Source organism: Trabulsiella odontotermitis (assembly GCF_030053895.1).
GTDB classification, from domain to species: Bacteria; Pseudomonadota; Gammaproteobacteria; order Enterobacterales; family Enterobacteriaceae; genus Trabulsiella; species Trabulsiella odontotermitis_C.
In genome coordinates this window covers 43997-63453 of the sequence record NZ_CP125781.1, presented here as the reverse complement: position 1 = coordinate 63453, position 19457 = coordinate 43997, and the positions used below count along the sequence as shown (strand labels likewise).

Here is a 19457-nt window from a genome sequence, read left to right as displayed (position 1 = left end):
TTATCCGAAACGCATCGCGTTAGAAAATCTCAATCGTGATCGCGCGCACAAAACGCTAAGCTGCCGCCATCGTTGACGGGGGCAAGCATGCTGCTACACATTCTTTATTTAATTGGTATCACCGCAGAAGCCATGACCGGGGCGCTGGCCGCAGGTCGCCGCCGCATGGATACCTTTGGCGTCATTATTATTGCTACTGCGACCGCACTTGGCGGTGGCTCCGTGCGCGACATCCTGTTAGGGCATTACCCGCTGGGTTGGGTTAAGCATCCTGAATACGTCATCATCGTTGCCACCGCCGCCGTGTTAACAACCATTTTCGCCCCCGTAATGCCGCACCTTCGCCGACTTTTTCTGGTGCTGGATGCGCTGGGCCTGGTGGTGTTTTCCATCATCGGCGCACAAATCGCGCTGGATATGGGCGAAGGTCCGATTATCGCGACCATTGCCGCCGTTGTCACTGGCGTGTTTGGCGGCGTACTGCGCGATATGTTCTGCAAACGCATTCCACTGGTCTTTCAGAAAGAGCTGTATGCAGGGGTTTCGTTTGCTTCTGCGGTGCTGTACATCGCGCTGCAGCATTACGTCAGCAACCATGATGTGGTGGTGATTTCGACGCTGTTGTTCGGTTTCACCGCTCGCCTGCTGGCGCTGCGCCTGAAACTGGGCTTGCCTGTCTTTGACTATAAGCACAGTGTTCACTGAGCAGAAAAACCCGCTATCTTCTGCTCACTCAACCAGGTTGCAAGCTGACCCGTCACTTCGCTGTGAAGCCACTGGCGGATCTGCGTCGCCCGTTTTACCCCGGTGCCGGGCAGCGCTTGCCAGTCTGCATCGTTCTTCGCCACGAGTTGCACCCAGTTAATATCCGCCATACTGTTCAGCGTCTCCTGACTGAGTGGGATCCCCATCGCCGCTATCCAGCGCCGGAAAGGCTGAGTGCGGGCGAGGTTAAAGCGGTGCCACAACTGTAAACCCCGGGCGGCAGTTAACCCTGGTGTGGCCTGGAGTTGCTCCTGCGTCAGCGCCAGCCAGGAAAAGAGATGGTTGAAATGGTGAGCGCGGTGCAGTACCTGCCAGGTTGCCGCGCCAATGCCGTCGATATCCAGCGCCTGCGGCGAACTGCTCCAGACCAGCCGCGACAGAAACTGCGCTTCGCACTCAGGCGTTGAGAAATAGCAGGTTAACGGCGTGAAATGTGCGGCAGGCGGCTCTGGCTTGTGACGTTCGGCGCTTCGCCAGACCACACTGTCAATCCGCGGAATACCCTGCCCGGCGAGGCTTACCTGTACCTGATCGCCCGGCGCGAGATCCAGACGCTGCCAGTGATTTACCGAGCCAATATTCACCCGCTGCACACGCTTATCGTCCAGTTGTATCGGTTCGAGTTGAGCAACGACGGCGATTTTCCCGGTGCGTCCGACAGTGAAATTGACGGCTTTCACCTCGGCGACTTGCGCCACGGGAGCGTACTTCCAGGCAACAATCCAGTTTTCCTGCCCCGGTAGCCAGTGCTTGCCCGAAGGTTCCGACGCCGCTCTGACCACCACGCCATCGGTTACAAACGGCAGTGGCGAGCTAAACCAGCGCTCGCGCTGCGCGGCAACCTGCGCCACCGTGGTGACGGGCACGGTGTACTGTGAAACCCAGTCAAAACCGGCATCACGCAGCAATGCCTGGCGTTGGGTCATGTTTTTCGGGCCATCCGGCCAGGCCCAGACGAACAGCGAGAGCGCCTGTAACGAGGCCGGCGTGCTTTTACGCATCATGGCGCCTGCCACTTTCGCCCGGGCGTTCATGCCGCCCATTTGCTTTTGAATGTGCCCGTCACGCCGCAAAAACAGCTCACCCTGCAATACACTATTCGCCAGCTCGCCGGTGACCGTCTGCGGAACGGCGGGAATGAGCCTGACGCGCGCCGTCCAGTCTTCCCCTTTTAAGCCGTCGCCCCGGCTGATGGCCTGAACCAGCTTGCCCTCGCGATAGACCAGCGTCACGGCAACACCGTCGACCTTTGGCTGGAGCCACAACGCAGATTTGCCTTTCATCCACCCGGACAGGGCAGCGGCATCCGGCAGCTTTTTCACACCGGTATGGGCGACAGGATGAACAACACCTTTTCCCAGCATCGGCGGCGCGAGCTCCTGGGTCGTTTCTTTGCCGAAGCAACGCCGCCACTGCGCCAGACGCGCGGAGAGCTGGTCATAAACCGCATCGTTAACCCCGCTGGCGCCTTGTGACCAGTAAGCGTCATTCCACTGCGTTATCTGCCCGCTCAGCCGCGCGATCTCCTCTTCAGCCCTTGCGGGTGACCAGACAGGGCATGCCGCGCTCGCTGAACCACAGACCACAAAAATCAGTAACCATCCCCATTTCGCCATTGTTGCGTCTCCCTTCAAAGCGTCTTCGCGGATTTAACGCGTTGATTTCTTTTATGGCGATGCGTGATGTCTGACATTGCGTAGCGGATTCCAGGGTTTTGGCGTTGTTGCAGTAACTGACAGGGAAATCAGGAAAACGGCGCGCAAAATGCAATTAACTGCGGTAAAAAGTGTGACAAAAGCTACGTCACCCGAGCGCGGCGTGTATAATAGGCTCGTATGTAGACTTCTCTCGATAACCACATACAAAAGACTCTCATGGCTCAAGGCACGCTTTATATTGTTTCTGCCCCCAGTGGCGCGGGTAAATCCAGCCTGATTCAGGCGCTGTTAAAAACCCAACCGTTGTACGACACCCAGGTATCTGTTTCGCATACCACGCGCGCGCCGCGTCCGGGTGAAGTGCACGGCGAACACTATTACTTCGTCAATCATGATGAATTCCGTCATATGATTGGCAAAGACGCGTTTCTTGAGCATGCAGAAGTTTTTGGTAACTATTACGGCACCTCTCGTGAAACCATCGAGCAGGTATTAGCCTCTGGCGTAGATGTATTCCTGGATATCGACTGGCAAGGCGCATTGCAAATTCGCCAGAAAATGCCGAACGCGCGCAGCATTTTTATTCTGCCGCCCTCGAAAGAGGAACTGGATCGCCGGTTGCGTGGACGCGGCCAGGATAGCGAAGAGGTGATTGCAAAACGTATGGCGCAGGCAGTTGCAGAAATGAGCCATTACGCAGAATATGATTACCTGATTGTGAACGATGATTTCGACACCGCGCTGGGCGATCTGAAAACCATCATTCGCGCTGAACGTCTGCGCATGAGCCGCCAAAAGCAGCGACATGACGCTTTAATCAGCAAACTATTGGCAGACTGAACCCACTTTCAGTATCATGCCCAGTCATTTCTTCACCTGTGGAGCATTTTAAGTATGGCACGCGTAACTGTTCAGGACGCTGTAGAGAAAATTGGTAACCGTTTTGACCTGGTACTGGTCGCCGCGCGTCGCGCTCGTCAGATGCAGGTAGGCGGTAAAGATCCGCTGGTACCGGAAGAAAACGATAAAACCACCGTTATCGCGCTGCGCGAAATCGAAGAAGGCCTGATTAACAACCAGATCCTCGACGTACGTGAGCGCCAGGAGCAGCAAGAGCAGGAAGCCGCAGAACTGCAGGCCGTTACCGCCATTGCTGAAGGTCGTCGTTAATTAAACCTGCGGGTCGCCCTTGTATCTGTTTGAAAGCCTGAATCAGCTGATTCAAACTTACCTGCCTGAAGATCAGATTAAGCGTCTTCAGCAGGCGTATCTCGTTGCACGTGACGCTCACGAGGGCCAGACACGTTCAAGCGGTGAACCCTATATCACGCACCCGGTGGCGGTAGCCTGTATCCTGGCCGAGATGAAACTCGACTACGAAACGCTGATGGCCGCCCTGCTGCATGACGTGATTGAAGATACCCCCGCCACCTACCAGGATATGGAACAACTGTTTGGCAAAAGCGTTGCCGAACTGGTGGAAGGGGTGTCGAAACTTGATAAGCTCAAGTTTCGCGACAAGAAAGAGGCGCAGGCCGAAAACTTTCGCAAGATGATTATGGCGATGGTGCAGGATATCCGCGTCATTCTCATCAAACTCGCTGACCGCACCCATAATATGCGCACACTGGGCTCCCTCCGTCCGGATAAGCGTCGACGCATTGCCCGTGAAACCCTCGAAATTTATAGCCCGCTGGCGCACCGTTTAGGTATTCATCACATTAAAACTGAGCTCGAAGAGCTGGGTTTTGAAGCGTTGTACCCGAACCGCTATCGCGTAATTAAAGAGGTGGTGAAAGCCGCGCGCGGCAACCGTAAAGAGATGATCCAGAAAATCCTCTCTGAAATCGAAGGGCGATTGCAGGAGGCGGGTATTCCCTGTCGCGTAAGCGGTCGCGAGAAGCATCTGTACTCTATCTACTGCAAAATGGTGCTGAAAGAGCAGCGTTTTCACTCCATCATGGATATCTACGCGTTTCGCGTGATCGTTCATGACCCGGATACCTGCTACCGCGTACTCGGTCAGATGCACAGCCTGTACAAACCGCGTCCGGGGCGCGTAAAAGACTATATCGCCATTCCGAAGGCCAACGGCTATCAGTCGTTGCATACCTCCATGATTGGTCCACACGGGGTGCCGGTTGAGGTTCAGATCCGTACCGAAGATATGGATCAGATGGCAGAGATGGGGGTCGCGGCGCACTGGGCTTACAAAGAGCATGGCGGCGAAAGCAGTACTACGGCGCAAATCCGCGCCCAGCGCTGGATGCAGAGCCTGCTGGAACTCCAGCAAAGCGCCGGTAGCTCGTTCGAATTTATCGAGAGCGTAAAATCTGATCTCTTCCCGGATGAGATTTATGTTTTCACGCCGGAAGGCCGCATTGTCGAATTACCGGCAGGCGCGACACCGGTCGACTTCGCCTACGCAGTGCATACCGATATCGGTCACGCCTGCGTTGGTGCCCGCGTCGATCGCCAGCCTTACCCGCTGTCGCAGTCGCTTTCCAGCGGTCAAACCGTTGAAATCATCACGGCTCCCGGCGCGCGCCCGAACGCTGCCTGGCTGAACTTTGTGGTGAGCTCGAAAGCGCGCGCTAAAATCCGCCAGTTGCTGAAAAACCTCAAACGTGATGATTCCGTGAGTCTGGGCCGTCGCCTGCTTAACCACGCGTTAGGCGGCAGCCGCAAGCTGGCCGAAATTCCACAAGAGAGCATTCAACGCGAACTCGAGCGCATGAAGCTGGCAAGTCTTGACGATCTGCTGGCGGAAATCGGCCTCGGGAACGCGATGAGCGTTGTGGTCGCGAAAAACCTGTTGCAAGGCGAAGCAGCGACTGCGGCACCGTCAACGGCGCAGGGCCACGGTCATCTGCCGATTAAAGGCGCCGATGGCGTGCTGATCACCTTTGCCAAATGCTGTCGCCCGATTCCAGGCGATCCGATCATCGCCCACGTCAGCCCGGGTAAAGGGCTGGTGATCCACCATGAATCCTGTCGCAACATCCGTGGCTATCAGAAAGAGCCCGAGAAATTCATGGCGGTAGAGTGGGATAAAGAGACCGAGCAGGAATTCATCACCGAAATTAAAGTGGATATGTTCAACCACCAGGGTGCGCTGGCAAACCTGACGGCGGCGATCAACACCGCGACGTCCAATATTCAGAGCCTGAATACGGAAGAGAAAGATGGTCGCGTGTACAGCGCGTTTATCCGTCTGACCGCACGCGATCGCGTCCATCTGGCGAATATCATGCGTAAAATTCGCGTGATGCCAGACGTGATTAAAGTCACCCGTAACCGAAACTAGAAACATGAATCAAAAACGTTATGAGCGCATTTGTGAAATGCTCGCCCGGCGCCAGCCTGACCTGACGGTCTGTATGGAGCAGGTGCATAAACCTCATAATGTCTCCGCTATCATTCGCACCGCTGATGCGGTTGGCGTGCATGAAGTGCATGCTATCTGGCCAGGCAACCGCATGCGTACCATGGCATCCACGGCAGCGGGCAGCAACAGCTGGGTCAACGTCAAAACACACCCGACAATCGACGACGCCGTTACGCACCTGAAAGCGCGCGGCATGCAGGTACTGGCAACACACCTTTCCGGAAAAGCCGTTGATTTTCGCGATATCGATTACACCCGCCCGACCTGCATTCTGATGGGCCAGGAGAAAACCGGGATCAGCCAACAAGCACTGACGCTGGCAGACCAGGAGATCATTATTCCGATGATCGGCATGGTGCAGTCGCTGAACGTCTCTGTCGCTTCCGCCTTAATCCTTTATGAAGCGCAGCGCCAGCGTCAGAACGCCGGTATGTACGAGCGTGACAACAGTATGCTGCCGGAAGAGGAACAGCAGCGCTTGCTGTTTGAAGGCGGTTATCCGGTGCTGGCGCGCGTCGCGAAGCGCAAAAAATTGCCTTACCCTCACGTGAATGCGTCCGGTGATATCGAAGCCGATGCGGCGTGGTGGGCCACTATGCAGGCTGCGAGATAAGCCATGAGCGGCCGTCTGCTGGATGCCGTTCCGCTGAGTTCACTCACCGGCGTTGGCGCGGCGCAGACCAGCAAGCTCGCGAAAATCGGCCTGCATACTGTGCAGGATTTGCTCCTGCATCTGCCGCTGCGTTACGAAGACCGCACCCAACTTTACCCCATTAACGACCTGCTCCCCGGCGTCTACGCGACCGTGGAAGGCGAAGTGCTGAACTGCAACATCTCGTTTGGCGGCCGTCGGATGATGACCTGCCAGATCAGCGACGGCACCGGTATTCTCACCATGCGTTTTTTCAACTTCAACGCGGCGATGAAAAACAGCCTCGCGACCGGGCGTCGTGTGCTGGCTTACGGTGAAGCCAAACGCGGCAAATATGGCGCAGAAATGATCCACCCGGAATACCGCGTTCAGGGCGATCTCAGCACGCCGGAGCTGCAGGAAACGCTGACGCCGGTTTACCCGACGACCGAAGGCGTCAGGCAGGCGACGCTGCGCAAGCTCACCGACCAGGCGCTTGATTTGCTCGACACTTGCGCCATTGCCGAGCTGCTGCCGCCGGATCTGGCGAAAGGGATGATGAGCCTGCCGGAAGCGCTGCGCACCCTGCATCGCCCGCCGCCGGACATGCAACTGAGCGACCTCGAAACCGGGCAACATCCGGCACAGCGGCGGTTGATTCTCGAAGAGTTGCTGGCGCATAACCTGAGCATGCTGGCGCTACGCGCAGGCGCTCAGCGCTATCACGCCCAGCCACTCAGCCCGAAAAACGATTTGAAAAACCAGTTGTTGGCCGCGCTGCCGTTTAAGCCAACCGGTGCCCAGGAGCGTGTGGTCGCGGAAATCGAACGCGATATGGCGCTGGATGTACCGATGATGCGTCTGGTGCAGGGTGATGTCGGTTCCGGTAAAACGCTGGTTGCCGCGCTGGCCGCGCTGCGGGCGATTGCCCACGGCAATCAGGTGGCGCTGATGGCACCGACAGAGCTGCTCGCGGAGCAGCATGCCAACAACTTCCGCAACTGGTTTGCCCCGCTGGGCATTGAAGTGGGCTGGCTGGCGGGTAAACAAAAAGGTAAAGCGCGACAGGCGCAGCAGGAAGCCATCGCCCTCGGCCAGGTGCAGATGATTGTCGGCACTCACGCGATTTTTCAGGAACAGGTGCAGTTCAATGGACTGGCGCTGGTGATTATCGACGAACAACACCGTTTCGGTGTGCATCAGAGACTGGCGCTGTGGGAAAAGGGCCAACAGCAGGGTTTCCATCCGCATCAGTTGATCATGACCGCCACGCCAATTCCGCGCACTCTGGCGATGACCGCCTATGCCGATCTCGACACCTCCGTCATCGACGAGCTCCCGCCGGGGCGTACGCCGGTGTCGACCGTCGCCATTCCGGATACCCGCCGCAACGAGATCATCGACCGCGTGCGTCACGCCGGTACCGCCGAAGGGCGCCAGGCGTACTGGGTCTGTACGCTCATTGAAGAGTCGGAACTGCTGGAAGCGCAGGCGGCGGAAGCCACATGGGAAGAGCTTAAACAGGCGCTGCCGGAGCTGAAAATCGGTCTGGTACACGGTCGCATGAAACCCGCCGAGAAACAGGACGTCATGCAGGCATTTAAGCAGGGCGAGCTGCAACTGCTGGTAGCGACAACCGTCATTGAAGTAGGTGTGGATGTCCCCAACGCCAGCCTGATGATCATTGAAAACCCGGAGCGGCTTGGCCTCGCACAACTCCACCAGTTGCGCGGGCGCGTCGGACGCGGCGCCGTGGCCTCCCACTGCGTACTGCTCTACAAATCGCCACTGTCGAAAACCGCGCAAAAGCGTTTACAGGTATTGCGCGACAGCAACGACGGCTTTGTGATTGCTCAGAAAGACCTGGAGATCCGCGGCCCTGGCGAATTACTCGGCACACGCCAGACCGGCAACGCGGAGTTTAAAGTCGCTGACCTGCTGCGCGATCAGGGCATGATCCCCGACGTTCAGCGCATCGCCCGCCATATTCACGAACGTTACCCGGCGCAGGCGCAGGCGCTGATCGAACGCTGGATGCCGGAAACAGAACGCTATTCCAACGCGTAGTCTTCCCGCCGGGACGGACTTCGCCCATTTTTCTTCCTGAAGAGTTTGTTATGAAACGAGAACTTGCCATCGAATTTTCACGCGTCACTGAAGCCGCCGCGCTGGCGGGCTATAAGTGGCTGGGCCGTGGTGATAAAAACACGGCAGACGGCGCGGCAGTCAACGCCATGCGCATCATGCTGAACCAGGTCAACATCGACGGCACCATCGTGATTGGCGAAGGTGAGATCGACGAAGCGCCGATGCTCTACATCGGCGAGAAAGTCGGCACAGGCAACGGCGACGCGGTTGATATCGCCGTTGATCCGATTGAAGGTACCCGCATGACCGCGATGGGTCAGGCTAACGCGCTGGCGGTGCTGGCGGTTGGCGATAAAGGCACCTTCCTTAACGCGCCCGATATGTACATGGAAAAACTGATCGTTGGCCCTGGCGCGAAAGGCGCTATCGACCTCAATCTACCGCTGGCGGATAACCTGCGTAACGTCGCCGCCGCGCTCAATAAACCGCTCAGCGAGCTTACCGTGACCATTCTGGCAAAACCGCGCCACGACGCGGTTATCGCCCATATGCAGCAGCTTGGCGTTCGCGTTTTTGCGATTCCTGATGGCGATGTTGCCGCCTCCATTCTCACCTGTATGCCAGACAGCGAAGTGGATGTTCTGTATGGCATCGGCGGCGCGCCGGAAGGTGTGGTCTCTGCGGCGGTGATCCGCGCGCTCGACGGTGATATGCACGGTCGTCTGCTGCCTCGTCATGAGGTGAAAGGCGATAACGACGAAAACCGCCGGATCGGTGAAAACGAGCTGGCACGTTGCAAAGTGATGGGGATCGCCGCGAATCAGGTGCTGCAACTGAGCGACATGGCGCATAACGATAACGTGATTTTCTCTGCTACCGGCATCACCAAAGGCGACCTGCTGGACGGTATCAGCCGTAAGGGCAATATCGCCACCACCGAAACCCTGCTGATCCGCGGGAAATCACGCACCATTCGTCGCATTCAGTCTATTCATTATCTTGATCGCAAAGATCCGGATGTGCAGCGCCATATCCTGTAAGCCATTTGTCTGATTGAGCTTTCCGGCCCTGCGGGGCTGGAAATCTGCGCCCTGAGTGGCGAAGATAAGGTATTGCATCAGAACAGGAGAAGATTATGGCGGACTGGGTTACTGGCAAAGTGGCGAAGGTGGAATACTGGACCGACGCACTGTTTAGTCTTACCGTCCATGCGCCTGTTCAGCCATTCACCGCCGGGCAGTTCACCAAACTGGGGCTGGAAATTGACGGCGAGCGCGTGCAGCGCGCTTACTCCTACGTTAATGCTCCCGCTAACCCGGATCTTGAGTTTTACCTCGTCACTGTTCCCGATGGCAAGCTAAGCCCGCGTCTGGCCGCGTTGAAACCCGGCGACGATATCCAGCTGGTCAGCGAAGCCGCCGGATTCTTTGTACTCAACGAAATACCCGACTGCGAAACGCTGTGGATGCTGGCAACTGGCACTGCCCTTGGCCCGTATCTCTCGATTTTGCAGGACGGCAACGATCTTGACCGCTTTAAAAATCTGGTGCTGGTTCATGCGGTGCGTTACGCCGCAGATTTAAGCTACCTGCCGCTGATGCTCGAACTGCAGAAGCGCTATGAAGGGAAGTTGCGGATCCAGACGGTGGTGAGTCGCGAAACGCTGTCTGGTTCGCTGACCGGACGCATTCCGGCGCTGATTGAAAGTGGCGAACTGGAAGCGGCAACCGGCCTGTCGATGACGGCGGAGACCAGCCACGTGATGCTGTGCGGCAACCCACAAATGGTGCGCGATACCCAGCAATTACTGAAAGATACCCGGCAGATGACCAAACATCTGCGCCGCCGACCGGGCCATATGACCGCCGAACACTACTGGTGATCAGCGGTATTTTACCTCCTGCGTCTCTTTACCGTATTTATTCTCGCCCTGGGTGCCGACAAACGCGCCCAGGTCAATCAGCATCATCACGATAATCAGCGTTGGAATAAAACGGCCCACGCCCCACTGCCAGACGCCTGGCAGCATGACCCAGTTCCCGGCGAGCAGCATCCACGCGAGGATCATCAGCAGCGCCCACAGCCCGGATTTCCCGCGATCGTGCAGCCGTTTTACGGTAACAGCCGCCGTTGGCCATAACAGGCAGACGAGAGCGAAGGCAGCGGTTTGCAGACTCATCCAGTGGCTACCAGCAAGGGTAAACAACACTATCATTGCCAGGATCCAGACACCTATCCAGATCCAGAAATCGCGGCGCCCGATACGCCCCTTAATCGAAAAAAGCCACTGCTGTAGGGTCATTTCCCATTCCTTATTCTCGTCGTGGCGCGTAGTTTACCCTGGTAACGTCTCTTTTTGACAAGCCGGACGCTTCCCGTTTTAATCGTCAGCAAAGGATCCGAGGATGGTAAGATGAAAAAGTGGCTATCGCTGTGTTTGTTAACGCTTGCCGTCACGCTGGCAAGTTATCGCGCGTTGTCGGCCGATGTGCCCGCAACCACGACGGCGCCGTACCTGCTGCCGGGTGCGCCCACGTTCGATCTCTCCATCAGCCAGTTCCGGGAAAAATTCAACGCCGATAATCCCGCCCTCACGCTTAACGAATTTCGTTCCATTGGCGGCAGCCGCGACCCGCTCAATCTCACCCGCGCCGCCACCAAAATTAACGAAAACCTGTACGCGTCTACCGCCCTTGAGCGCGGTACGCTGAAAATAAAATCCATGCAGGTCACCTGGCTACCGATTCAGGGGCCGGAAAAAAAGGCGGCCAGAGATAAAGCGCTGGAATATATGGCCGCCCTCATCCGCACCTTTACCCCGGCGCTAACCAAGCCACAAAGTCTGCAAAAGCTGCAAAAGCTGCTGACCCTCGGCAAAGGCAAACACTACTACGCGGCCGCAGAAGGTGCGATTCGCTATGTGGTGGCAGATAACGGCGAAAAAGGGCTGACCTTCGCTGTTGAACCGATTAAGCTGGCGCTATCTGAGACCCTCGAGAGCAACAATAAATGATAAAAAGCAAAGCCATCCGGGTTATCAATCTCTATACTGTTTCACAGACCATGCTGCCCTGAGGGGCGGCCATATTCCTTAATTCGCTTTTGTAGCGTGGAGAATTGAAATGCGACATCCTTTAGTGATGGGTAACTGGAAACTGAACGGCAGCCGCCACATGGTTAACGAACTGGTTGCGAACCTGCGTAAAGAGCTGGCAGGCGTAACGGGTTGTGACGTAGCTATCGCTCCGCCGGAAATGTACCTTGATCTGGCGAAACAGGCCGCTGCGGGCAGCCACATCATCCTGGGCGCGCAGAATGTTGACGTTAACCTGTCCGGCGCATTCACCGGTGAAACCTCCGCTGAGATGCTGAAAGATATCGGCGCGAAATACATCATCATCGGCCACTCTGAGCGTCGCACCTACCACAAAGAATCTGACGAATTCATCGCCAAAAAATTTGCCGTGCTGAAAGAGCAGGGTCTGATTCCGGTCCTGTGCATCGGTGAAACCGAAGCGGAAAACGAAGCGGGCAAAACCGAAGAAGTGTGCGCACGTCAGATTGACGCCGTACTGAAAACGCAGGGCGCTTCCGCGTTCGAAGGCGTGGTTATCGCTTACGAACCCGTCTGGGCGATCGGTACCGGCAAATCTGCGACCCCGGCTCAGGCGCAGGCGGTGCATAAATTTATCCGTGACCATATTGCGAAAGCTGACGCGAAAATTGCTCAGCAGGTCATTATCCAGTACGGCGGTTCTGTTAACGCGTCTAACGCAGCAGAACTGTTCACTCAGCCGGACATCGACGGCGCGCTGGTTGGCGGCGCATCCCTGAAAGCAGATGCTTTCGCGGTGATCGTTAAAGCAGCAGAAGCGGCAAAACAAGCGTAATGCCATTGTGGCGGGTGGCGCTTGCGCTTACCCGCCCTACAAAACCACTACAACTGACCCAACATCCTGAACCACAGATAATCCAGCGGCAGCAGAATCAGATAGCTCGCTAACGCCAGCGCCACACACAGCATCATCCCCGCCCGCGCAGGCACCTTTCCTAACCCCATCGCCACCACAATCGGCGACGCCTGATATGGCAACAGCGGTGTGGAATACCCCAGCACCTGAATCATGATCACGCTTAACAGCGGGAATCCGGTGGCATCGGAAAAGCTCTGCGCAAACGTCGTATACAGCGCCGGTACGCCGTTAGCGGTCATGATGAAGTTCAGTGCCGTGGTGATCCCGGTCAATGCCAGGAAGCTGACGAATGGACGTTGCGGGTCAAGCGGCATTACCTTCAGTAGCGCATCGCCCACCGCATCACCAATACCGGTTTGCGTGACAATAATGGCAAGCCCGAGGATCCCGGCGACGTAAATGCAGGTGCGAATATTCACGCCGGTCGAGAACTCTTCTCCGCTGATAAACCCGATGCGCGGCAGCAGCGTCACACAAGCAGCGGCAAGCCCGGTCCATGCGGGGCCAATGCCGTGCCAGCTCTCGGTGACCCACAGGGTCAGCACCACCGCGAGCATCCAGGCCAGCCGTTTTTCGTCCGCGCTCATCGGCGGCGGGGGCGTCAGCTCGCGCGGCGCGTGCGGTTTACCTGGAAACAGCCAGCAAATCAGGCCAATCAAAATCATGCCTTTCAGCCACCCCAGCACCGGCGTATGCAGCAACAGATAGGGAACGTAGTTGAGATGAACACCGTAAGAGCCTTCCGCCGCCCCGCTCATCACCAGATTCGGCACGTTTGCCGGCAGGATGGTGGCAGAGAGCTGGAAGGTACCGAAACCAACCGCCAGCGCCAGCCCGTACCAGGCGCGGGTGTTTTCATGGATACCGGCGCGGGCCGCCATCGCCGCCACTACCGGCATTAACAAGGCAATGCGCCCCATGTTCGACGGCATGACAAACGCCAGCGCATAGCTGAGCAACACCACGCTGGCGACCATTTGCAGCCACGAGTCAGTCAGCCGCGCCGACAACGCGCGCGCCGCCCGGTCGGCCAGCCCGGTTTTACGAATGGCGATCCCGAGGACAAACCCGCTGAACACCAGCCAGAAGGCGGAAGAGGCGAAGCCGCCGAAAATCATCTCTGCCGGGGCAACTTTTGCCATCATCGCTACCGTAAAGAACAGCAGCGCGGTGATGAATTCCGGCAATAGCGACGTCGCCCATAACAGGATGGTGACGCCAACAATCAGAGAAGGGAGGAACAGAGGGTGTGAAAACCAGGACATGCCTGTCTCCTGTCGTTTTTTTCAGCAAGAATACGACGACAGGAGAGACAGGTAAATGCCAGAGTTAGTGAGTTATTGCAGAATATCGCATTGATGATCCTGAATTTCTTCCGAAGACGCCAGGTTGAATGTCAGCAGATTGCGCTCGGTGGCAAGCAGCACAAAGGTGCCATCGCTCTGTTGCACCATCGCCAGCGCAAAACGTCCCATATGTTCGCGCGCTTCCGGCACCTCTTCCGCCAGCATCAGGAACGGGCTGCGCTGCGCCAGTTCGGTTTCCGTGACCCGTCGTGCCAGATATTCATGGCCCATTAGCCCGCCCGGCAGCGGCAGCCAGCGCGTGCTAATGGACGCCATGTCGCCGTTAAGCTGTTCGCGGATATCTTTTCGCAGGCAGGAAATATGAATATGGAAATGGTTCTGCGTCCGGCCAATGCGCGAGTTGATCGCCAGTGAGACGGCCTCATCCGGTACCGGCGCGCCGCGACGTTTGCTCAGCATGTTACGCCCCTGCCATGCCTGCCAGAAAAAGTTCGGGGTTCGTGGGTCGAGCAGCAACGGGCTTTCGGTGCCGTTGATACGGTACGTTGGCATCAACAGATACTGCAACGGACCGTTGCGATCTTTGAACAGGACATAGCCGCCCTGCAAATTCACCTCGTCACAGGGCGCGGTCGGCTGCTGCTGTTGCGCCCTGGGCACGCATTCACCTAATACTTTGTCACGCAGCGCGTCGGGGTTGCCGGAATGCAGCCAGAACCAGCCGCCAGCGATGGCAGCCACCACGATAATCAGCAACACCAGCAATATACGTCGTATTCTTCTCATTGTGCTTTCTCTGGTTGAAGGCGAACCGGAAGAGTACAGCATAATGATGACCAAATAAAAACGGCCCCGCAGGGCCGCATACTTTTTCCGTATTTATCGCTTGCTGATCTGGTCGAAGGTACCGCCACTGGAGAAGTGCTCTTTCTGCGCTTTCGTCCAGCCGCCGAACTCTTCATCAATAGTGAACAGTTTCAGTTTCGGGAATGCGCTGTCATATTTTTTCGCTATCGCCGGATCGCGCGGGCGATAGAAGTTCTTCGCGGCAATCTCCTGACCTTCCGGTGAATAGAGATATTTCAGGTAAGCTTCCGCCACTGCCTGAGTCCCTTTTTTCTCGGCGACTTTGTCGACGACAGAAACGGTCGGCTCAGCCAGAATCGACTCGCTCGGGGTAACGATTTCAAATTTGTCTTTACCCAGCTCGTTAGTTGCCAGCAGCGCTTCGTTTTCCCAGGCAATCAGCACATCGCCGATACCGCGTTCTACGAAGGTGTTGGTGGCGCCGCGAGCGCCGGAATCCAGCACTTCCACATTTTTAAACAGCGCTTTCACGAATTCCTGCGCTTTTGCCTGATCACCGTTGTTATGGTGCAGCGCATAGCCCCAGGCCGCCAGATAGTTCCAGCGTGCGCCACCGGAGCTTTTCGGGTTCGGGGTGATAATCGACACGCCCGGCTTAATCAAATCGTTCCAGTCGTGGATCTGTTTCGGGTTGCCTTTACGCACCAGGAAAACGATGGTGGAGGTGTACGGCGCGGAGTTATCCGGCAGGCGTTTGATCCAGTTTTTATCGATGCGCCCGCGCTCGGCAATGGCGTCAACGTCATAGGCCAGCGCGAGGGTGACCACGTCCGCTTCAAGACCGTTGATCACCGACGTGGCCTGTTTACCAGACCCGCCATGTGACTGGCGAATGACGACGTTATCGCCGGTTTCCTGTTTCCAGTGTGCGCTGAACGCTTTGTTGTATTGCTCGTACAGTTCGCGTGTCGGATCATACGATACGTTTAGTAACTGAATATCCTTTGCCAGAATGCTGGTAGAGACCAGCAAAAGCGTTAACCCCAAATGCCACTTTTTCATCGCCCGCTCTCTTATGCTGTGTTGTGATGAAAACAGCCTGCCAGAAAGCGATCCAATGATTAAAGAATAAAAAAAGATTTGCTATAACCTGAGAGCATAAATCAGAGAAATAAAAACCCCCGGCTGCATCGCGGGGGTTTTCAGGGTTATTCTGAAATGTCGTCTTTGCGGCTGCGCAGACGGAAACCAATCCAGAATACCATCACCACCGACAACACGGCTGGCAGGAAGTTAGAGCCGATATCCGGGTATTCTGCGCGCACGACGGTGCTGTAAAGCAGCACACCAAGGATAAAAAAAGCCGCGGCCAGACCCGGCAGGCCGACCGGCATGGTGCGGTTCTGATAGCGCTGATGCAGGCAATAAGCCGCCAGCAACAGCGAGATAATCGGGAAAATGGAGAAAGGTACAATGGAGCTAAAAACCGCTGAAAATGTACCGTTGATCGATAAGCCGGCAACCAGGGCCAGCAAGAGCGTACCTTTATCCTGCACTGACTGTTTCATTACTTTTCCTTCACCTGGTCGGAATGATGTGAACTCTTTTCCTGCTCCCGGCGATACCAGTAATACGCGCCTTTGGAGATCATCCGCAGCTGTAAAACCAGTCGCTCTTCTAATTGCCGACGCTGTTCCGCGCCAACATCCAGCGCCTCCGCGCCTGCGCTGAACACGATGGTGACCATCGCTTCAGCCTGTGCTTCGGTAAAGGCGCGCGGCATATGGTTTTCGATTTCCAGATAGTCCGCGAGTTCCGCAATAAAGTGCTGAATTTCACGCGCGACAGCGGCACGAAACGCGGGAGATGTTCCGGAACGTTCGCGCAACAATAAGCGGAAGGCGTTAGGGTTATTACTAATAAATTCCATAAATGTGGAGACGGAGGTGCGGATCACGCTGCCGCCTTTGGCAATGCGTTGACGCGCCTGCCGCATCAGCTGGCGCAGCATCAGACCGCTTTCGTCGACCATCGTTAGCCCAAGCTCATCCACGTCACGGAAATGCCGGTAGAAAGAAGTTGGCGCAATCCCGGCCTCGCGCGCCACTTCGCGCAGGCTCAGGCTTGCGAAACTGCGCTCAGCGCTTAACTGACTAAATGCGGCTTCGACCAGCGAACGCCGGGTTTTCTCTTTTTGTTGCGCTCTTACGCCCATCACGATGTCTGAATCCTTCCAAAGGCCCTGCTGGCACTATACCAGAGAATAACGCTACGTGATTTGCACAGCTTTGTGAATGATTGTTTACGCGCTGTATGTGCTTTCGCGCGGCAAAAAAGCACAACGATAATTGGGTTATCGCGCTGATGATGTTATTATTCTGTTGCTTTTATGTATAAGAACAGGTAAGCCTTACCATGCCACATTCCTACGATTATGATGCAATTGTGATAGGTTCCGGCCCCGGCGGCGAAGGTGCTGCAATGGGTCTGGTGAAGCAGGGAGCCCGTGTCGCCGTTATTGAGCGTTATCATAACGTCGGCGGCGGTTGTACTCACTGGGGGACTATCCCGTCGAAGGCGCTGCGACACGCGGTCAGCCGCATCATCGAATTCAACCAGAACCCCCTCTACAGCGATCACACCCGACTCCTCCGCTCCTCTTTTGCCGATATCCTCAATCACGCCGACAGCGTCATTAATCAGCAAACGCAGATGCGGCAAGGTTTTTATGAGCGCAACCACTGCGAGATTTTGCAGGGCAACGCCCATTTCGTTGACGAACACACCCTGGCGCTGGAGTGCCACGACGGCTCCGTCGAAACGGTCACTGCAGACAAGTTTGTTATCGCCTGCGGCTCGCGCCCGTACCACCCGAACGATGTTGATTTTTCGCATCCGCGCATTTATGACAGCGACTCTATCCTGTCGATGCACCACGAACCGCGCCACGTGATTATCTACGGCGCCGGGGTGATCGGCTGCGAATATGCGTCTATCTTCCGCGGAATGAGCGTGAAAGTAGATCTGATCAACACCCGCGACCGTCTGCTGGCGTTTCTCGATCAGGAGATGTCGGATTCCCTCTCTTACCACTTCTGGAACAGCGGCGTGGTCATTCGCCACAATGAAGAGTACGAGAAAATTGAAGGGACGGATGACGGTGTCATCATGCACCTGAAATCCGGGAAAAAACTCAAAGCCGACTGCCTGCTGTATGCTAACGGACGAACCGGTAATACCGACTCGCTGGCGCTGGAAAACATCGGTCTGGAAGCGGACAACCGCGGCCAACTGAAGGTCAACAGCATGTACCAGACTGCGCTGCCGCACATCTATGCGGTGGGCGACGTGATCGGCTACCCGAGCCTCGCCTCAGCAGCATACGATCAGGGTCGCATTGCCGCACAGGCGATGATCAAAGGCGAAGCCACCGCGCATCTGGTGGAAGACATTCCCACCGGCATCTATACCATTCCGGAAATCAGCTCGGTCGGCAAAACCGAGCAGCAACTGACGGCGATGAAAGTGCCATACGAAGTGGGACGCGCGCAGTTTAAGCATCTGGCGCGGGCGCAAATTGTTGGAATGAACGTCGGGACGCTCAAAATTCTCTTCCACCGTGAGACGAAAGAGATTCTGGGCATTCACTGCTTTGGCGAGCGCGCAGCCGAGATTATTCACATCGGTCAGGCGATTATGGAGCAGAAAGGTGGTGGCAACACCATTGAATACTTCGTTAACACCACCTTCAACTACCCGACCATGGCGGAAGCCTATCGGGTAGCGGCGCTGAACGGCTTAAACCGCCTCTTTTAACGGCTTATCGAAATGGCCATCCATCGCACCACGGATGGCCTCTGCCAACTGCTCATAGCGGCTGCGCAGCGGTGATCCAGGACGATAAACCAGACCCACCGTACGTTTCGGTTCCGGCTTAATGCACGGCAGATAAATCACGCCGTCGCGTTTACGTTCCTGCGGCACGGCCAGTGCGGGCAACAGCGTGATGCCGCTACCGGCAGCCACCATGTTGCGCAGCGTTTCCAGACTGGTCGCGCGGAAATGCGTGTCTTCGTCAGCGCCCGCTTCAAAGCAGAAACCCATCGCCTGATCACGCAGGCAGTGCCCGTCTTCCAGCATCAACAGCTTTTCACCGGCCAGATCGGACATGGCGACACGCTCGCGATTCGCCCACGGGTGATCTTCGTAGATCGCCAGCAGCATCGGCTCATCGAACAGCGGGACTTCAATAAACGCTTCACTCTCTTTCACCAGCGCCAGAATGGCACAGTCGAGTTTACCGCTGTCCAGTTGCGCCAGCAGTTGATGCGTTTGCGCTTCGTGGAGGTACATTTCGAGTTTCGGGAAGGTCTGGTGCAGCATCGGGATAATCTGCGGCAACAGATAAGGACCGACGGTAGGTATCAGGCCAATATGCAACGGCCCGGACATGGTTTCTCCCTGCTGACTCGCCATCTCCTTGAGCACTTTGACCTCACGCAGCACAGTCCGCGCCTGATCCACCAGCAGCAAACCTGCCTGGGTGAACAGCACTTTACGGCTGGTGCGTTCCAGCAGCATCACACCCAGCTCATCTTCCAGCTTACGAATCTGCCCGCTCAGGGTGGGCTGGCTGACGTGGCAGGAATCTGCGGCACGACGGAAATGGCGGTGTTCGGCTAACGCTACCAGGTATTCAAGATCACGAATATTCATTATTCATCCTCCATCGCCATGATAGTTCATGGCGATAGGTAGCATAGCAACGAACGATTATCCCTATCAAGCTTTCTGTTCAATAATACACCCAGAAACGAAGCGGTATCTCGTTAACCCTTG

The 19457-nt window shown here is 56.4% G+C and carries 19 protein-coding genes; 11 read left to right on the top strand and 8 right to left on the bottom strand.

Annotated elements, in window-relative coordinates; genetic code table 11:
* Positions 1-87 precede the first annotated feature (87 nt).
* On the top strand, positions 88-705 hold the full coding sequence (locus QMG90_RS00310; protein WP_283282095.1) for a trimeric intracellular cation channel family protein: 618 nt from the start codon (positions 88-90) through the stop codon (positions 703-705).
* Here the strand turns inward: QMG90_RS00310 and ligB are convergent.
* Positions 699-2381: an NAD-dependent DNA ligase LigB gene (ligB, locus tag QMG90_RS00305; protein WP_283282093.1), complete on the bottom strand. Its 1683-nt coding sequence runs from the start codon at positions 2379-2381 to the stop codon at positions 699-701. The two genes, QMG90_RS00310 and ligB, sit on opposite strands and share 7 nt — an antisense overlap.
* 258 nt (positions 2382-2639) lie before the next feature.
* Here ligB and gmk point away from each other — a divergent pair, with 258 nt between their 5' ends.
* The 7 genes from gmk (at position 2640) to fpr (ending at position 10412) form a co-directional block, all read left to right on the top strand.
* Positions 2640-3263: a guanylate kinase gene (gene gmk, locus QMG90_RS00300; protein WP_283282090.1), complete on the top strand. Its 624-nt coding sequence runs from the start codon at positions 2640-2642 to the stop codon at positions 3261-3263.
* 54 nt (positions 3264-3317) lie between these two features.
* Positions 3318-3593 (top strand): DNA-directed RNA polymerase subunit omega, encoded by a 276-nt coding sequence (gene rpoZ, locus QMG90_RS00295; protein ID WP_000135058.1) that lies wholly within the window; start codon positions 3318-3320, stop codon positions 3591-3593.
* A gap of 19 nt (positions 3594-3612) precedes the next feature.
* On the top strand, positions 3613-5730 hold the full coding sequence (spoT, locus tag QMG90_RS00290) for a bifunctional GTP diphosphokinase/guanosine-3',5'-bis pyrophosphate 3'-pyrophosphohydrolase (protein WP_283282088.1): 2118 nt from the start codon (positions 3613-3615) through the stop codon (positions 5728-5730).
* A 4-nt stretch (positions 5731-5734) separates the two neighbouring features.
* Positions 5735-6424, top strand: coding sequence for a tRNA (guanosine(18)-2'-O)-methyltransferase TrmH (gene trmH, locus QMG90_RS00285; RefSeq protein WP_283282086.1), 690 nt, complete (start codon positions 5735-5737; stop codon positions 6422-6424).
* A 3-nt stretch (positions 6425-6427) separates the two neighbouring features.
* Positions 6428-8509 carry an ATP-dependent DNA helicase RecG gene (gene recG, locus QMG90_RS00280; RefSeq protein ID WP_283282084.1) on the top strand — a complete coding sequence of 694 codons (2082 nt, stop codon included), beginning with the start codon at positions 6428-6430 and terminating at the stop codon, positions 8507-8509.
* A gap of 50 nt (positions 8510-8559) precedes the next feature.
* Entirely contained in the window at positions 8560-9570 is a 1011-nt protein-coding gene (gene glpX / locus QMG90_RS00275; protein ID WP_283282082.1) for a class II fructose-bisphosphatase, read from the top strand.
* 95 nt (positions 9571-9665) lie between these two features.
* A complete protein-coding gene (gene fpr, locus QMG90_RS00270; protein WP_283282080.1) occupies positions 9666-10412 on the top strand; it encodes a ferredoxin--NADP(+) reductase in 747 nt (248 codons plus the stop codon).
* Here the strand turns inward: fpr and QMG90_RS00265 are convergent, their stop codons facing one another.
* Entirely contained in the window at positions 10413-10832 is a 420-nt protein-coding gene (locus QMG90_RS00265) for a DUF805 domain-containing protein (protein ID WP_283282078.1), read from the bottom strand.
* Positions 10833-10943: 111 nt separating this feature from the next.
* Here QMG90_RS00265 and QMG90_RS00260 point away from each other — a divergent pair, with 111 nt between their 5' ends.
* Both QMG90_RS00260 and tpiA read left to right on the top strand, forming a co-directional pair.
* A complete protein-coding gene (locus tag QMG90_RS00260) occupies positions 10944-11543 on the top strand; it encodes a DUF1454 family protein (RefSeq protein WP_283282076.1) in 600 nt (199 codons plus the stop codon).
* 109 nt (positions 11544-11652) lie between these two features.
* Positions 11653-12420 (top strand): triose-phosphate isomerase, encoded by a 768-nt coding sequence (tpiA, locus tag QMG90_RS00255; RefSeq protein ID WP_283282075.1) that lies wholly within the window; start codon positions 11653-11655, stop codon positions 12418-12420.
* 47 nt (positions 12421-12467) lie between these two features.
* Here the strand turns inward: tpiA and QMG90_RS00250 are convergent, their stop codons facing one another.
* The 5 genes from QMG90_RS00250 to fabR all read right to left on the bottom strand — a co-directional run bounded on the left by QMG90_RS00250 (position 12468) and on the right by fabR (position 16836).
* A complete protein-coding gene (locus QMG90_RS00250; protein WP_283282073.1) occupies positions 12468-13769 on the bottom strand; it encodes an SLC13 family permease in 1302 nt (433 codons plus the stop codon).
* Positions 13770-13841: 72 nt separating this feature from the next.
* A complete protein-coding gene (locus tag QMG90_RS00245) occupies positions 13842-14597 on the bottom strand; it encodes a CDP-diacylglycerol diphosphatase (protein WP_283282071.1) in 756 nt (251 codons plus the stop codon).
* Positions 14598-14690: 93 nt separating this feature from the next.
* On the bottom strand, positions 14691-15680 hold the full coding sequence (locus QMG90_RS00240; protein WP_283282069.1) for a sulfate ABC transporter substrate-binding protein: 990 nt from the start codon (positions 15678-15680) through the stop codon (positions 14691-14693).
* A 146-nt stretch (positions 15681-15826) separates the two neighbouring features.
* Positions 15827-16186, bottom strand: coding sequence for a YijD family membrane protein (locus tag QMG90_RS00235; protein WP_283282067.1), 360 nt, complete (start codon positions 16184-16186; stop codon positions 15827-15829).
* Positions 16186-16836, bottom strand: coding sequence for an HTH-type transcriptional repressor FabR (gene fabR, locus QMG90_RS00230; RefSeq protein ID WP_038161157.1), 651 nt, complete (start codon positions 16834-16836; stop codon positions 16186-16188). The genes QMG90_RS00235 and fabR overlap by 1 nt, the downstream gene beginning before the upstream one ends.
* A 197-nt stretch (positions 16837-17033) precedes the next feature.
* On the opposite strand from fabR, the gene sthA reads away from it, so the two are divergent.
* Complete coding sequence (sthA, locus tag QMG90_RS00225; RefSeq protein WP_283282063.1) at positions 17034-18434, top strand: Si-specific NAD(P)(+) transhydrogenase; 1401 nt, start codon at positions 17034-17036, stop codon at positions 18432-18434.
* Here the strand turns inward: sthA and oxyR are convergent.
* Entirely contained in the window at positions 18417-19334 is a 918-nt protein-coding gene (gene oxyR, locus QMG90_RS00220; protein WP_283282061.1) for a DNA-binding transcriptional regulator OxyR, read from the bottom strand. The genes sthA and oxyR overlap by 18 nt on opposite strands.
* Between the last annotated feature and the right edge of the window lie 123 nt (positions 19335-19457).